General features: G+C 67.4%; 11 protein-coding genes. 7 read left to right on the plus strand and 4 right to left on the minus strand.

Going from position 1 to position 12,133, the window contains the following annotated elements:
- From IFT87_RS09070 to IFT87_RS09080, 3 genes are all read right to left on the minus strand, one after another.
- Window positions 1–1,116 carry a glycoside hydrolase family 130 protein gene (locus IFT87_RS09070; protein WP_037527645.1) on the minus strand — a complete coding sequence of 372 codons (1,116 nt, stop codon included), beginning with the start codon at window positions 1,114–1,116 and terminating at the stop codon, window positions 1–3.
- Window positions 1,117–1,249: 133 nt separating this feature from the next.
- Window positions 1,250–2,008, minus strand: coding sequence for an SDR family oxidoreductase (locus IFT87_RS09075; protein ID WP_192008261.1), 759 nt, complete (start codon window positions 2,006–2,008; stop codon window positions 1,250–1,252).
- Between the two features lie 62 nt (window positions 2,009–2,070).
- Window positions 2,071–2,952 (minus strand): alpha/beta fold hydrolase, encoded by an 882-nt coding sequence (locus IFT87_RS09080; protein ID WP_037527659.1) that lies wholly within the window; start codon window positions 2,950–2,952, stop codon window positions 2,071–2,073.
- Between the two features lie 37 nt (window positions 2,953–2,989).
- Between IFT87_RS09080 and IFT87_RS09085 the strand changes: the two genes are divergently transcribed.
- Complete coding sequence (locus IFT87_RS09085; RefSeq protein WP_192008263.1) at window positions 2,990–4,369, plus strand: protein adenylyltransferase SelO family protein; 1,380 nt, start codon at window positions 2,990–2,992, stop codon at window positions 4,367–4,369.
- A gap of 69 nt (window positions 4,370–4,438) precedes the next feature.
- Complete coding sequence (gene astD, locus IFT87_RS09090; protein ID WP_031441361.1) at window positions 4,439–5,851, plus strand: succinylglutamate-semialdehyde dehydrogenase; 1,413 nt, start codon at window positions 4,439–4,441, stop codon at window positions 5,849–5,851.
- A gap of 62 nt (window positions 5,852–5,913) precedes the next feature.
- Here astD and IFT87_RS09095 read toward each other — a convergent pair whose 3' ends face one another.
- Window positions 5,914–7,731, minus strand: a complete 1,818-nt coding sequence (locus IFT87_RS09095) for a DUF885 domain-containing protein (protein WP_192008264.1) — start codon at window positions 7,729–7,731, stop codon at window positions 5,914–5,916.
- A 198-nt stretch (window positions 7,732–7,929) separates the two neighbouring features.
- Here IFT87_RS09095 and cobA point away from each other — a divergent pair, with 198 nt between their 5' ends.
- The 5 genes from cobA (at window position 7,930) to IFT87_RS09120 (ending at window position 12,103) form a co-directional block, all read left to right on the plus strand.
- Complete coding sequence (cobA, locus tag IFT87_RS09100; protein WP_192008265.1) at window positions 7,930–8,718, plus strand: uroporphyrinogen-III C-methyltransferase; 789 nt, start codon at window positions 7,930–7,932, stop codon at window positions 8,716–8,718.
- Window positions 8,715–9,011 (plus strand): DUF2849 domain-containing protein, encoded by a 297-nt coding sequence (locus IFT87_RS09105; protein WP_031395828.1) that lies wholly within the window; start codon window positions 8,715–8,717, stop codon window positions 9,009–9,011. The genes cobA and IFT87_RS09105 overlap by 4 nt, the downstream gene beginning before the upstream one ends.
- A 282-nt stretch (window positions 9,012–9,293) precedes the next feature.
- The gene (locus IFT87_RS09110) at window positions 9,294–10,925 is read left to right on the plus strand and encodes a nitrite/sulfite reductase (protein WP_031441364.1); all 1,632 of its coding nucleotides are present in this window, start codon (window positions 9,294–9,296) and stop codon (window positions 10,923–10,925) included.
- Window positions 10,918–11,358 (plus strand): DUF934 domain-containing protein, encoded by a 441-nt coding sequence (locus tag IFT87_RS09115; protein WP_031395826.1) that lies wholly within the window; start codon window positions 10,918–10,920, stop codon window positions 11,356–11,358. The genes IFT87_RS09110 and IFT87_RS09115 overlap by 8 nt, the downstream gene beginning before the upstream one ends.
- Window positions 11,351–12,103 carry a phosphoadenylyl-sulfate reductase gene (locus IFT87_RS09120; protein WP_037527649.1) on the plus strand — a complete coding sequence of 251 codons (753 nt, stop codon included), beginning with the start codon at window positions 11,351–11,353 and terminating at the stop codon, window positions 12,101–12,103. Before IFT87_RS09115 ends, IFT87_RS09120 begins: the two co-directional genes overlap by 8 nt.
- Window positions 12,104–12,133 lie beyond the last annotated feature (30 nt).

Below are 12,133 nucleotides of genomic sequence, written 5' to 3' on the forward strand. Positions count from 1 at the left end.
TCAGGCGGGCGGGTCGAACGCAGTCTTCGCGATGTGGGTGATCCGGCACGCCAGGTCCGCCTCGCCGCTCGCCACCACGTAGAAGTCGCCCGCGTCCGCAATGCCCGTCGTGAAGACGACATTGTCGACGTACATCTGGTCCTTGAGCGGTTCGGTCAGCGCGGGGTTCGCCTCGAGCAGCGGCGCGTGCTGGGTCGCGATCGTGATCGACGGGTCGCCCTTGTCGAGGATCGACCAATAGGTGCGGTAGATGCCGACCACGCCCGACGGCTCGACGCCGTGCCACAGGCTCAGCCAGCCGCGATCGGTCAGGATCGGTGGTGTCCCGCCGCCCATCCGCGCGGTCGAGACCGTGGCGGCGTGAGGGCGGATGCCGGGCTTGTCATGCGGCTTCCAGTGGAGCGCATCGGGCGAGCGCGACAGGTTGATCGACGGCCCGGCGCGCCATTCGCTGCCCGGCGGATAGGCGAAGTACAGATCGCCGAGCGGCCGCGTCTGCGCCCAATATTGCCCGCCGATCAGCCCTTCGAAGATCAGCATGTCCTTGTTCTGGTGATCGAGCACGATCCCCTCGAGCTGCCAGTCGAGCGCATCGGCGGACGAATAAAGCGTGGTCGAATGCCGTTCCGGGCTGACCGAACAGGTCGTCATCAGATAGCGGTCGCCGACCTTCGAGATTCGGGCATCCTCGACGCCGTAGCATTGATAGGGCGTGCGCGGCGCGATCGCCTTGTCGTAATGGACCGCGACGACCGAACGGCCCTCCGCGTCGAGCTCGACCGGTAGCAGCCAGGACAGCGAGGTCAGCGCCATCACCTTCCATCCGCCGCCGGGGATCAGGAATTTGCGCGGATCCTTGGTGTCGACCATCTGCAACGGCCACGCATCGCGCAGATAGGCGCCGTCCTGCCAGCGGATCGCATGGACATTCCCGCCCTTGAGCGGCTCGCGCAACGCCTCGGCCACGCGCACCATCAGCAGCAGATTGCCGTTCGCCAGCCGCGTCATCCCCGGATTGAACGCACCGAGCACATAGGTCTCGGCCCCGACCTTGCCCGCCAGCGGCGAGCGCGACAGGTCGATGTCGGCGGGAGTGAAGACGAGCTGATCGAACATGCTATTCTCCTAAATTCTGGTTGTTTGGCCGCCCCGCACCATGCCCGTTCGCCCTGAGCGAAGTCGAAGGGCATGCCCCGAGCGGAGGTGCTTCGACTTCGCTCAGCACGAACGGGACGGGTGAGCGGTGTCGCTATTCCCCCTCCAACGCGCGGGGCACGATGACGAGCTGCTGGATCACACTGCGCGTCGGCTGCGTCAGCAGGAACTCGACGCCCGCAGCGATGTCCTCGCCGCGCAGCATCTGCTCCGCCGCGATCATTTCCCGCTGCTTTTCGTCGGGCACGTCGGGATATTGCATGTTGGAGCCGACCTTGCCGGGCTCGATCAGCGACACCCGGATCCCCTTGGGCCCCAGCTCGCGGCGCAGCGCCTCGGCGAAACCGGCGATACCCGATTTGATGCCCGCATAGACGGTCGAGCTCGGCCCGAGGATATGCGCGCTGAGCGACCCGATGAGGACGAGGTCGCCGATCGGCGTCATCCGGTGCGCGGCGTGATGCGCGCTGAGCAGATAGGCGGTGAAATTGACCGCGATCGCGTAGCGCAGCGCGTCTTCGTCCATCTGCGTCAGCCCGCCCGCAGCGATCGAGGCGTTGACGACGGTGATGTCGAACCCGCCCAGATACGCCTCGCCGGCATCGAAAAAGGCGCAAACCTTGTCCGGATCGGCAAGCTCGGTGACCATCCCGTCGCCTTCGCCAACCTCGCGGATGCAAACGAGCGCGTCCTCGAGATGACCCGCATCGTGACCGCAGATATAGACTTTGGCGCCCCCCGCCGCGAGCAGCACCGCGATCGCCCGGCCGATGCCCGTCGTCCCTCCCGTGATGATCGCGCGTCGACCCTCGAGGGAGCGGTGATTCACATGAAGGTCGGCAGGTGCGGTCATAAGCTGTTCCGGTCATCGAGCAGGCGGGACGAGGCGTCGCTGCGACGCCCCGTCCCCGTCCCCTAGGCGCGGACAGCATCCCCCTCAAGCACCTGCGCCAGCAGCTCGTCGATCGGCGCCTGGACGATCGGCTCGCTCAGCGTTGGGGCATGACCGACCCCGGGCACGGTGACGAGCGTCGCGCGGTCGAGCGATGCGACCATCCTGTCCGCGATCGCGGCGGACAACAGGTCGGACCGGCCACCGCGCACGATCAGCGTCGGGATCTCGCGCAGGCCCGCCAGCGCCTGCCACATGTCCGGCCCGGCCTCGCTGCCCGGCACGCGGAACGGTTCGGCGATCTTCAGGTCGTAATCGAGCACGATCCGGCCCGAGCTGTTCAGCCGGTAGATGCGCTTGGCCATCGCCAGCCAGTCCTCGATCGTCCAGTCGGGATAGACGTCGGCATTGCTCTCCGACACACAGCGCGCGGCATGCATCCAGGTCGGAAAGACGCTCGCCTTGCCGACATAGCCGCGGATCCGCGACAGGCCCTGCGCGTCGATCTCGGGTCCGACATCGTTGAGCAAAGCGGCTGCGATTCGCCCGCGCGCCGGCCCCGCCATCAGCATCGTGACGATCCCGCCGAGCGACGTCCCGAACGCGACGAAACGGTCGATGCCATGCTCGGCCAGCAACGCCTCGACATCCTGGACATAGGTCAGCGGGACATAGGACATCGGATCCTTGGCATAGGCGCTCTCGCCGCGCCCGCGGAAATCGATCCCGATCAGCCGCCAGCGTCCCGCCAGCCGCGCCGCGAGCGCATCGAAATCGCGCGCGTTGCGTGTCAGCCCCGGCAGGCACAGGATCGGCGGACGGCCATCGCCGCCGCCCGGATAGTCGCGTGCGTGCAGCCGCAGCCCGTCCCTGGACCACCAATAGAGGTTTTCGTAAGCGGCCATGGTTGCGTCCTTCGGGTAGCGGCCACCATATCGCCGCATGCCCATCGACCCGCAAGCCTTCCCCGCCTATCGCCCCGAAACCACGTTGCTCGACCTGGGCGACCCGTTCTTCGATCCGGTCGCGGCGGCCGATTTCCCCCGCACCCAGCTCCGCTTCCGCAACGATCGCGCCGCCGCACAGGTCGGTCTGGCGGCGCTCGACGACGACGAATGGACCCGCCATTTCGGCCGGTTCGCGCCGTTGCCGGACACGCTGCCCGGCCCGCTAGCGTTGCGCTATCACGGTCATCAGTTCCGCAATTACAATCCCGATCTGGGCGACGGTCGCGGTTTCACCTTTGCCCAGATGCGCGACGATCGCGGCCGCCTGATGGATCTCGGCACCAAGGGCTCGGGGCAGACGCCGTGGAGCCGCGCGGGCGATGGTCGGCTCACGCTGAAAGGTGGCGTTCGCGAGATCCTCGCGACCGAGATGCTCGAGGCGCTGAACGTCCCGACCTCGCGCACGCTCTCGCTTATCGAGACGGGCGAAGACCTGCAGCGCGGCGACGAGCCGAGCCCGACCCGCTCCGCGGTCATGGTCCGGCTCAGCCACAGCCATGTCCGGATCGGCACGTTCCAGCGCCTCGCCTATCATCGCGACGACGGCGCCCTACGCCGGCTGGTCGGCTATACGCTGCGCAACCTGTTCGACGAGGACGGGAACGGGGAAGGCGACGATCCGGTCCGCCTCCTCGCGCTCGTCGTCGCGCGGACCGCGCGGCTCGCGGCGCGCTACATGGCCGCGGGCTTCGTCCACGGCGTGCTCAATTCGGACAACATCAACGTCACCGGCGAAAGCTTCGACTATGGCCCGTGGCGGTTCGCGCCGACCTGGGACCCGGGCTTTACCGCCGCCTATTTTGATCATCAGGGGCTGTACGCCTTTGGTCGCCAGCCCGAGGCGATCCACTGGGACGTGATGCAGCTCGCGGTATCGCTGCGCACGATCGCCGAGAGCGATCCGCTGATCGCCGCGCTCGACGGTTTCGGCCCCGCCTATCAGACCGAAGTGGGCGCGGCGATCCTGTGGCGGCTGGGCGTCCGCCCGCGCGATCCGGACAGTGACCGCGCGCTCGTCCAGGCGATCGAACGCGCGCTGCGGACCAGCGGGACGGGTATCGACCGGTTCTTCTTCGATGCCTTCGGCGGCGAGCTGCCCGCAAGCTACGGTCCCGAATGGGACGAGGTCCGCGCCGCGCTCGGCGGCTATGCAGCGCGCAAGGATCGCAGCCATCCCTATTGGTCGGGCACGCCGTGCAGCCTGCTGATCGACGAGGTGGAATCGATCTGGGCGCCGATCGCCGACGCCGACGACTGGAGCCGTCTTACTGCGAAGGTCGCGGCGATCCGGGCGATGGGCGAGGCGCTTGCCTGAACGCGGGTGCCGCGGCCGACGGTGCGGCGGGTGGTGGAAACTCTTCTAAAATTGGGGCAAGAGCCCGATATGGCCGATGAGATCCTCTCCTACGAACCCGCAACCGGTACGCTGTTGTGGCGTCACCCGATCGGGGATGTCGATACCGAAGTGGCGACCGCGCGGTCGGGCTGGGCCGGCTGGGCCTCCAAGCCGCTCGCGTTCCGGATCGAGACGATGCGCCGGTTCGCCAATGTCGTCCGCCAGCGCAACGACGCGTTCACCGACCTGATCGCGCGCGAGACGGGCAAGCCGATCTGGGAAGCGCGCGGCGAGGTCGAGACGGTGATCGCCAAGGTCGACATCTCGGTCAGCGCCTATGCCGAACGCACTGCGCAGCGCCGGATGGAGGCGCCGATGAACAGCCGCGTCGCGCTGCGCCATAAGCCGCACGGCGTGCTCGCGGTGCTCGGCCCCTATAACTTCCCGGCACATCTCCCCAACGGCCACATCGTCCCCGCCCTGATCGCCGGCAACGCGGTCGTCTTCAAGCCGTCCGAAAAGACCCCCGCATCGGGCGCGTTCCTCGTCGAGTGCTACCGCGCCGCGGGTGTGCCCGAGGACTGTATCCGGCTGCTCGTCGGCGGCCCCGCGGAGGGCAAGGCGCTGGCCGCGCATCCCGATATCGACGGCCTGCTCTTCACCGGTTCGGCCCAGACCGGCCTCGCGCTCAACCGCGCCTTTGCCGAGAAGCCCGAGAAGATCCTCGCGCTCGAAATGGGCGGCAACAACCCGATCATGGTCTGGGACACGCCGGACCTGCACACCGCGGCGGTGCTCGTCGTCCAGTCCGCCTTCACCACCGCCGGCCAGCGCTGCACCGCCGCGCGCCGGCTGATCGTCCAGGAACGGCTCGCCCAGCCGCTGCTCGACACGATCGAGCGGATGATCGCGCGGATCATCGTCGACGAGCCGCATGCGAACCCGGCGCCGTTCATGGGCCCGGTGATCGACAACCAGGCGGCGGACCAGCTGACCGAGAGCTTTCTCGAGCTGCTGATGCGCGGCGGCCGGCCGATCCGGCATCTCGAACGCCCGGTCGATACGCTGCCCTTCCTGCGCCCGGCGATGATCGACGTCACCGACATGGCGGAGCGCCCCGATCTCGAGCTGTTCGGGCCGATCCTGCAGGTCTTCCGCACCGATGATTTCGACGCCGCGATCGCCGAGGCGAACAACACCCGCTATGGCCTGTCCGCCGCGCTGATCAGCCAGACGCCCGCGCTCTACGACCGGTTCTGGGCCAATATCCGCGCCGGGATCGTCAACTGGAACAAGCCCACCAACGGTGCCTCATCGGGCGCGCCGTTCGGCGGCGTCGGCTGGTCGGGCAACCACCGCCCCAGCGCCTATTACGCCGCCGACTATTGCGCCTATCCGGTCGTCAGCAGCGAATCCGAAAGCGCGCGGGCCAGCATCGGCATCGGCCTGCGCGACGGCTGAGGCGGGTAGCGGGCCTAAAGCCGCACTGAAATCCTCCCCCGCCAGGGGGAGGATCATGGGGCTTACTTCGCCCCGCCCAGCCAGTCGTCGATCTTCTTCTCCAGCACCGGCATCGGCAGTGCCCCCGTATCGAGCACCTGCGCATGGAAGGCGCGCGGATCGAACGCGGCGCCCTGCGCCGCCTGCGCCTTGGCCTTCATCCTGAGGATCGTCAGCTGGCCGATCTTGTACGCCAGCGCCTGGCCGGGAATAGAGATGTACCGCTCGACCTCGGCGGTCGCGTCGGTCCGCCCCATCGGCGAATTGGCGAGCATATAGGCGATCGCCTGGTCGCGGCTCCACCCCTTGGCGTGGATGCCGGTATCGACGACCAGCCGCATCGCGCGCAGCATCTCGTCGTTCAGGCCGCCCATCCGCTGATAGGGATCGCTTTCGACGCCCAGTTCCTTCCACAAGGTCTCGGCATAGAGCGCCCAGCCCTCGACATAGGCGGTGTTGCCGCCGAACCGGATGAACGCGGGGAGCGCGACATTCTCCTGCGCGAGGCTGATCTGGTAATGATGGCCCGGCACCGCCTCGTGCAGGTAGAGCGTCTCCATCCCCCACAGATACCGCGTCGGCAGGTCATAGGTGTTGTAGTAGAAGATCCCCGGCCGCGTGCCGTCGGGGGTCCCCTGCTGATACGACCCCGCCGCATCGGTCTTCGCCCGGAAATCGGGCACCGCGCGGATCTCGAGCGGACTTTTGGGCACCAGCGAGAATTGCGTCGCGATGCGCGCGTTGACCCGTTTGCCGATCTCCTCATAGCCCTCGCGCACCGCCGCCGCCGACTTGGGCTGGAAGCGAGGATCGGTGCGCAGATGGTCGAAGAAGGCGGCGAGCGTGCCCTTGAACCCGACCGCGGCCTTCTGCGCCTCCATCGCCTGCGTGATCCGCGCGACCTCGGACAGGCCGAGCTGATGCACCGCCTCGGGCTCTAGCGGCAGCGTCGTGCTGTCCTCGATCCGCTGGGCATAAAGCGCGGCCCCGCCCGGCAGCGCCGACAGCCCGACCGTGTCGCGGGCCTTGGCGAGATATTCGTTGGCGAGGAAATCGCGCATCCGGACATGCGCGGGATTGATCACCTCGCGCACCTGCTTGGCATAGGCCGCGGTCAGGCGCGTGCGGTCGGCCGTAGGGATCGACGCGGGGAACATCGTCACCGGGGCGTAGATGGTCGATTTCTCGACACCCTCGGCGATCAGATTGTCGAACTGGCCGATCATGTTGCGCACGACCAGCTTGGGCTGGGTCACGCCCTTCGCCATGCCCTCGCGGAACCGCGCGATCGCCCGGTCATAGACCGCGGCATAGCCCGCATTGCGCCGCAGATTATTCTCGTAATCCGCGACCGTCTTGAACGGCGCGCCACCCTTGCCCGACGCGAAATCGGGATAGAAGGTCTGGAACCCGCCGAAATGGCTGAGCGGCAGCAACCGGTCGATCGCGACCAGGTTCGGCGCGAACCCGCGCAGCGCGACCTCGCGGCCGTTGCGGAACACGTCATAGGCAATCTGGTCGACGCGGGTCAGCTTGCTGCGGTCGATCGCGGCGATCGCAGCCAGGTCCTGCTCGACGTTGCGCTTGTCCTGCGCTGTGCGCGCATCGGTCAGATATTCGCCGAAACGATCGGCATAGCGCATGTCGCCGCGGAAAATGGCCTGCAGCGGATCATTCTTCAGATCGCGCTCGTCGCTGGCATAGAAAAGCTGCTTGAGCTTCGCATCCTCGGGGCCGTCGCCGGCGATCGGCGCGGGCGGCGGCAGCGCCTGGCTCGACACCGGCACCGCGCCGATGAAGGTGGTCGCCAGCAACATGGCGGCAAGGCAGGTCAGGCGCATTATCGAAGTTCCCCATCGCGTCCGGGTTACCCGGTTGTCGCGCCTTCCTATCGCGCGGATTCCGCCGCCACCAGCCCGTGACCGGGGCCTGCGCACGTTTCCGGCGATGGCACCCGCGCCGCGTGGGAAAGCAGGACTAGCCCCGGGGCAAATAATGCTGGGCTCGCCAATCGCCCGCCCAGAGCCCATCTTCCTGACATGGTAAGCTTGCTAGACCCCGGTGCCCGCGGGCGCGTCATCCTCGTCGGGGCGGGGCCCGGCGATCCCGGGCTGCTGACCGTGCGTGCGGTCGCCGCGCTCGAGATTGCCGACGTCGTCGTCCATGACGGGCTGATCGATCCGCGCGTGCTCGACATCGCGCCGCCTGCCGCCCAGCGCATCTCGGTCGCCAAGCAGCGCGCGCGCCACACGCTGCCGCAGGAGGCGATCAACGCGCTGATCATCGCGCATGTGAAGACCGGCGCGATCGTCGTCCGGCTGAAGGGCGGCGATCCGTTCGTGTTCGGTCGCGGCGGCGAGGAGGTCGAGGCGGTACGTGCGGCGGGCCTGCCGGTCGAGGTGATCCCCGGCGTCTCCGCAGCACTGGGTTGCGCGGCCGAGGCGATGCTCCCGCTCACTCACCGCGATCATTCGAGCGCGGTCAGCTTCGTCGCGGGCCAGTGCAAGGGTCTGACCGAACAGGACTGGTCGGGGCTCGCCGGCCAGGGCCGTACGCTCGTCATCTACATGGGGATCGCGACCGCGACCGATATCGCCGACAAGCTGATGGCCGATGGCGTCGCGCCCGACATGCCGGTTGCGGTGCTCGAGCGCGGCACGCTATCGGGCAGCCGTGCGATGCGGACCCTGCTCGCCGATCTCGGCCCGATGGTGCAGCGCGAGGCGGTAAAGAGCCCCGCGATCATCGTCGTCGGCGAGGTCGTCGAACTCTCCGGCGCGCAGGACAAGCTCGCCCGCTGGGCACGAATTGCAGAGGCCGCCGCATGAAGCTCCTGACCGGAAACGACCTTCCCACCGGCGACGTGATCTGGTGGACCGGCGACGGCTGGTCGCGTCACATCGAGGATGCGGCCGATGTCGGCGTCGCGGGTGAATCGATCCTCCAGGCGGAGGAAGGCGCACGCCGCGTCAACGTCCCCTATCTGATCGAGGCGACCGCGACGGCAGACGGCCCCCGCCCTGCGCACATCAAGGATCGCATTCGCGCCTTGGGTCCGACTATGCGGCCCGACCTTACGCTCAAGCCGGCCGATCCGGCTGCGGGGAGTTGGGTTATATGATTCACGCGATGGCGCGAAGGCGCGAAGAGAGCAGTGAGAAGGTGGTTCGCGCGGAGGCGCGGAGGCGCGGAGGTGTCTCCCTTGCCGCGCAGCGGCCCTCACACTCGCTGATTGAGGCAGATTCGATGCCCGCTGGCGCGGGAGTTACTTCCTCGTCTTTCTCCTCCGCGCCTCCGCGCCTCCGCGTGAACAAAATTCTTCTGAATCTCTTCGCGCCATCGCGCCCCTTCGGCTTCGCTCAGGACAGGCTCCGCGTGAACCAAATTCTACCGGGAACCCCCCATGTATAAGTACGACGAATACGACCAGGCCATCGTCGACCAGCGCGTCGACGAGTTCCGCGACCAGGTCCGCCGCCGCCTCTCGGGCGAGCTGACCGAGGACCAGTTCAAGCCGCTGCGCCTGATGAACGGCCTGTATCTCCAGCTGCATGCCTATATGCTGCGCGTCGCGGTGCCCTATGGCACGCTCGACGGACGGCAGATGCGGATGCTCGGCCACATCGCGCGCAAATATGATCGCGGCTACGGGCATTTCACGACGCGGCAGAACATCCAGTTTAACTGGATCCAGCTCGACCAGACCCCGGACATCCTTCAAGAGCTGTCGACGGTCCAGATGCATGCCATCCAGACGTCGGGCAACTGCATCCGCAACATCAGTTCCGACCAGTTCGCCGGCGCCGCCGCGGACGAGGTCGCCGATCCGCGCCCCTGGGCCGAGCTGATCCGTCAGTGGAGCACGTTCCACCCCGAATTCACCTACCTCCCGCGCAAGTTCAAGATCTGCGTGATCGCGGCGGACGAGGATCGCGCGGCGATGCGGCTGCACGACATCGGCATCGGGCTGCACGTCCGCGACGGTGAACTCGGCGCGAAGATCTATGTCGGTGGCGGCATGGGCCGCACGCCGATGATCAGCCACGAGATCCGCGATTTCGTCCCCGCCGACGATCTGATGAGCTATCTCGAGGCGTGCCTGCGCGTCTACAATCGCTACGGTCGCCGCGACAATATCTACAAGGCGCGGATCAAGATCCTGCTGCACGAGATCGGCCCCGACGAATATCGTCGCCAGGTCGAGGAGGAATTCGCCGCAGTGAAGGGCCTCGGCCTCGATCCGCCGCGCGCCGAGCTGGAGCGGATCACGAGCCATTTCGGCGCGCCCGCATTCGAGGAAAACGCGTCCTCCGAGATCGACCGCAGCGATCCCGACTTCGCGGTCTGGCTCGACCAGAATGTGAAGGCGCACAAGCAGCCGGGCTATGCGATCGTCAACATCAGCCTGAAGCCCGTCGGCGGCATCCCCGGCGATGCGTCGGCGGACCAGATCGACGTGATGGCCGATCTCGGCACGCGCTACAGCTTCGACGAACTGCGCGTCACGCATGCGCAGAACATCGTCCTGCCGCACGTCCGCATGGCCGATCTGCACGCGGTGTGGTCGACGCTGAACGAGGCCGGTCTGGCCGAGGCCAATCTCGACCTGATCAGCGACATCATCGCCTGCCCCGGTCTCGATTATTGCAGCCTCGCCAACGCACGCTCGATCCCGCTCGCACAGAAGATCGCGACGCGCTTCGGCAGTCTCGATCGCCAGCGCGACCTGGGCGAATTGAAGCTCAAGATCAGCGGCTGCATCAACGCCTGTGGGCATCACCACGCCGGCCACATTGGCATCCTCGGCGTCGACAAGAAGGGCACCGAAAATTACCAGCTCTCGCTCGGCGGATCGGGCGCGGAGGATGTCAGTCTCGCCAAGATCACCGGCCCCGGATTCTCGGAGGACGGCGTGGTCGACGCGATCGAACGCGTCACCGACCGATATCTCCAGGTGCGCGATCCCGGCGAGCGGTTCCTCGACACCTACCGCCGCGTCGGCTTCGAGACGTTCAAGGAGGCGATCTATGGTTGAGTATCCGGACCAGACGCTGCTCCGCTTCCGCGACGACGAGCCGCATGACGAGCCCGCGGTGACGCTCGATTCGTTCATCGGCCAGAGCAATGCGGCGGCCGTTCGCCTCGAGGCGGGTGACGATGCGCGCGCGCTGTTGCCGCAGATCGACCAGCTCGCGCTGATCGAGGTGAGCTTTCCCGGCTATCGCGACGGCCGCGGCTATTCCGCGGCGCGGATCCTGCGCGAGGCGGGCTATACCGGCGAGCTGCGTGCGGCGGGCGACGTGCTCGTCGACCAGATTCCGCTGATGCGCCGCTGCGGCTTCGACAGCTTCGCGCCCGAGGCCCCGATCGATATCGACGTGCTCCGCGCCAGCCTCGCGCGCTACGACACGCCCTATCAGAAGGCGGCGGACGGCGCCGTGCCGGTCTGGAAGCTGCGCCATGGGTGAAGCGCTCCGCCGGATCGACACGATCGACGTCACCCCCGCCTTCACCAAGGCGGATGCACAGGCGATGCAGGACCGGTTCGCCGGCGTTCCTGCCGCGCAGATGCTGCGCGAGCTGCTGACCAGCGAGCTGGCCGGGCGGATCGCGTCGGTTTCGTCCTTCGGTGCCGAATCGGCGGTGCTGCTGCATATGGTCGCGCAGGTCGATGTCGACGTGCCGGTGGTCTTCACGAACACGCAGAAGATGTTCGGCGAGACGCTCGCCTATCGTGATGCGCTGGCCGAACGGCTGGGCCTCACCGACCTGCGCGTGTTCAGACCCGATCCGCGGCTGCTCGCGATCAAGGATCGGGCCGGCGAACGCTGGTCCTACGACCCCGATGGCTGCTGCGACCTGCGCAAGGTCGAGCCGCTGCGCCGCGCGCTCGCGCCGTTCGACGCGTGGATCTCGGGGCGCAAGGGCTTCCAGTCGGGCACGCGCACCGCGCTGCCGCGGTTCGAGGAAGATGAGGGCCGTTTGAAGATCAACCCGCTTGCCGACTGGGACAAGGCTAAGCTCGACGCCTATTTCGCCGAGCATGACCTGCCGCGGCATCCGCTCGAGGCGCAGGGCTATCTCTCGATCGGCTGCGCGCCCTGCACGACCAAGGTCGCCCCCGGCGAGGATCCGCGCGCGGGGCGTTGGCGCAGCTTCGACAAGGTCGAATGCGGCATCCACGCTCCCGGCGGCTACGATCCGATCATTTGATCCGTGTCCCTCTCCCCGTGGGGGAGAGGG

The organism is Sphingomonas sp. CFBP 8765 (genome assembly GCF_014841445.1).
Lineage (GTDB): Bacteria > Pseudomonadota > Alphaproteobacteria > Sphingomonadales > Sphingomonadaceae > Sphingomonas > Sphingomonas aerolata.

Bases quoted from the DNA above. Each gene is read 5' to 3' on its own strand.
- IFT87_RS09120 (WP_037527649.1), top strand. From the start codon at position 11,351: ATGGGTGAAGCGCTCCGCCGGATCGACACGATCGACGTCACCCCCGCC.
- IFT87_RS09085 (WP_192008263.1), top strand. From the start codon at position 2,990: ATGCCCATCGACCCGCAAGCCTTCCCCGCCTATCGCCCCGAAACCACG.
- IFT87_RS09105 (WP_031395828.1), top strand. From the start codon at position 8,715: ATGAAGCTCCTGACCGGAAACGACCTTCCCACCGGCGACGTGATCTGG.
- IFT87_RS09070 (WP_037527645.1), bottom strand. From the start codon at position 1,116: ATGTTCGATCAGCTCGTCTTCACTCCCGCCGACATCGACCTGTCGCGC.
- IFT87_RS09110 (WP_031441364.1), top strand. From the start codon at position 9,294: ATGTATAAGTACGACGAATACGACCAGGCCATCGTCGACCAGCGCGTC.
- cobA (WP_192008265.1), top strand. From the start codon at position 7,930: ATGGTAAGCTTGCTAGACCCCGGTGCCCGCGGGCGCGTCATCCTCGTC.
- astD (WP_031441361.1), top strand. From the start codon at position 4,439: ATGGCCGATGAGATCCTCTCCTACGAACCCGCAACCGGTACGCTGTTG.
- IFT87_RS09095 (WP_192008264.1), bottom strand. From the start codon at position 7,731: ATGCGCCTGACCTGCCTTGCCGCCATGTTGCTGGCGACCACCTTCATC.
- IFT87_RS09080 (WP_037527659.1), bottom strand. From the start codon at position 2,952: ATGGCCGCTTACGAAAACCTCTATTGGTGGTCCAGGGACGGGCTGCGG.
- IFT87_RS09115 (WP_031395826.1), top strand. From the start codon at position 10,918: ATGGTTGAGTATCCGGACCAGACGCTGCTCCGCTTCCGCGACGACGAG.
- IFT87_RS09075 (WP_192008261.1), bottom strand. From the start codon at position 2,008: ATGACCGCACCTGCCGACCTTCATGTGAATCACCGCTCCCTCGAGGGT.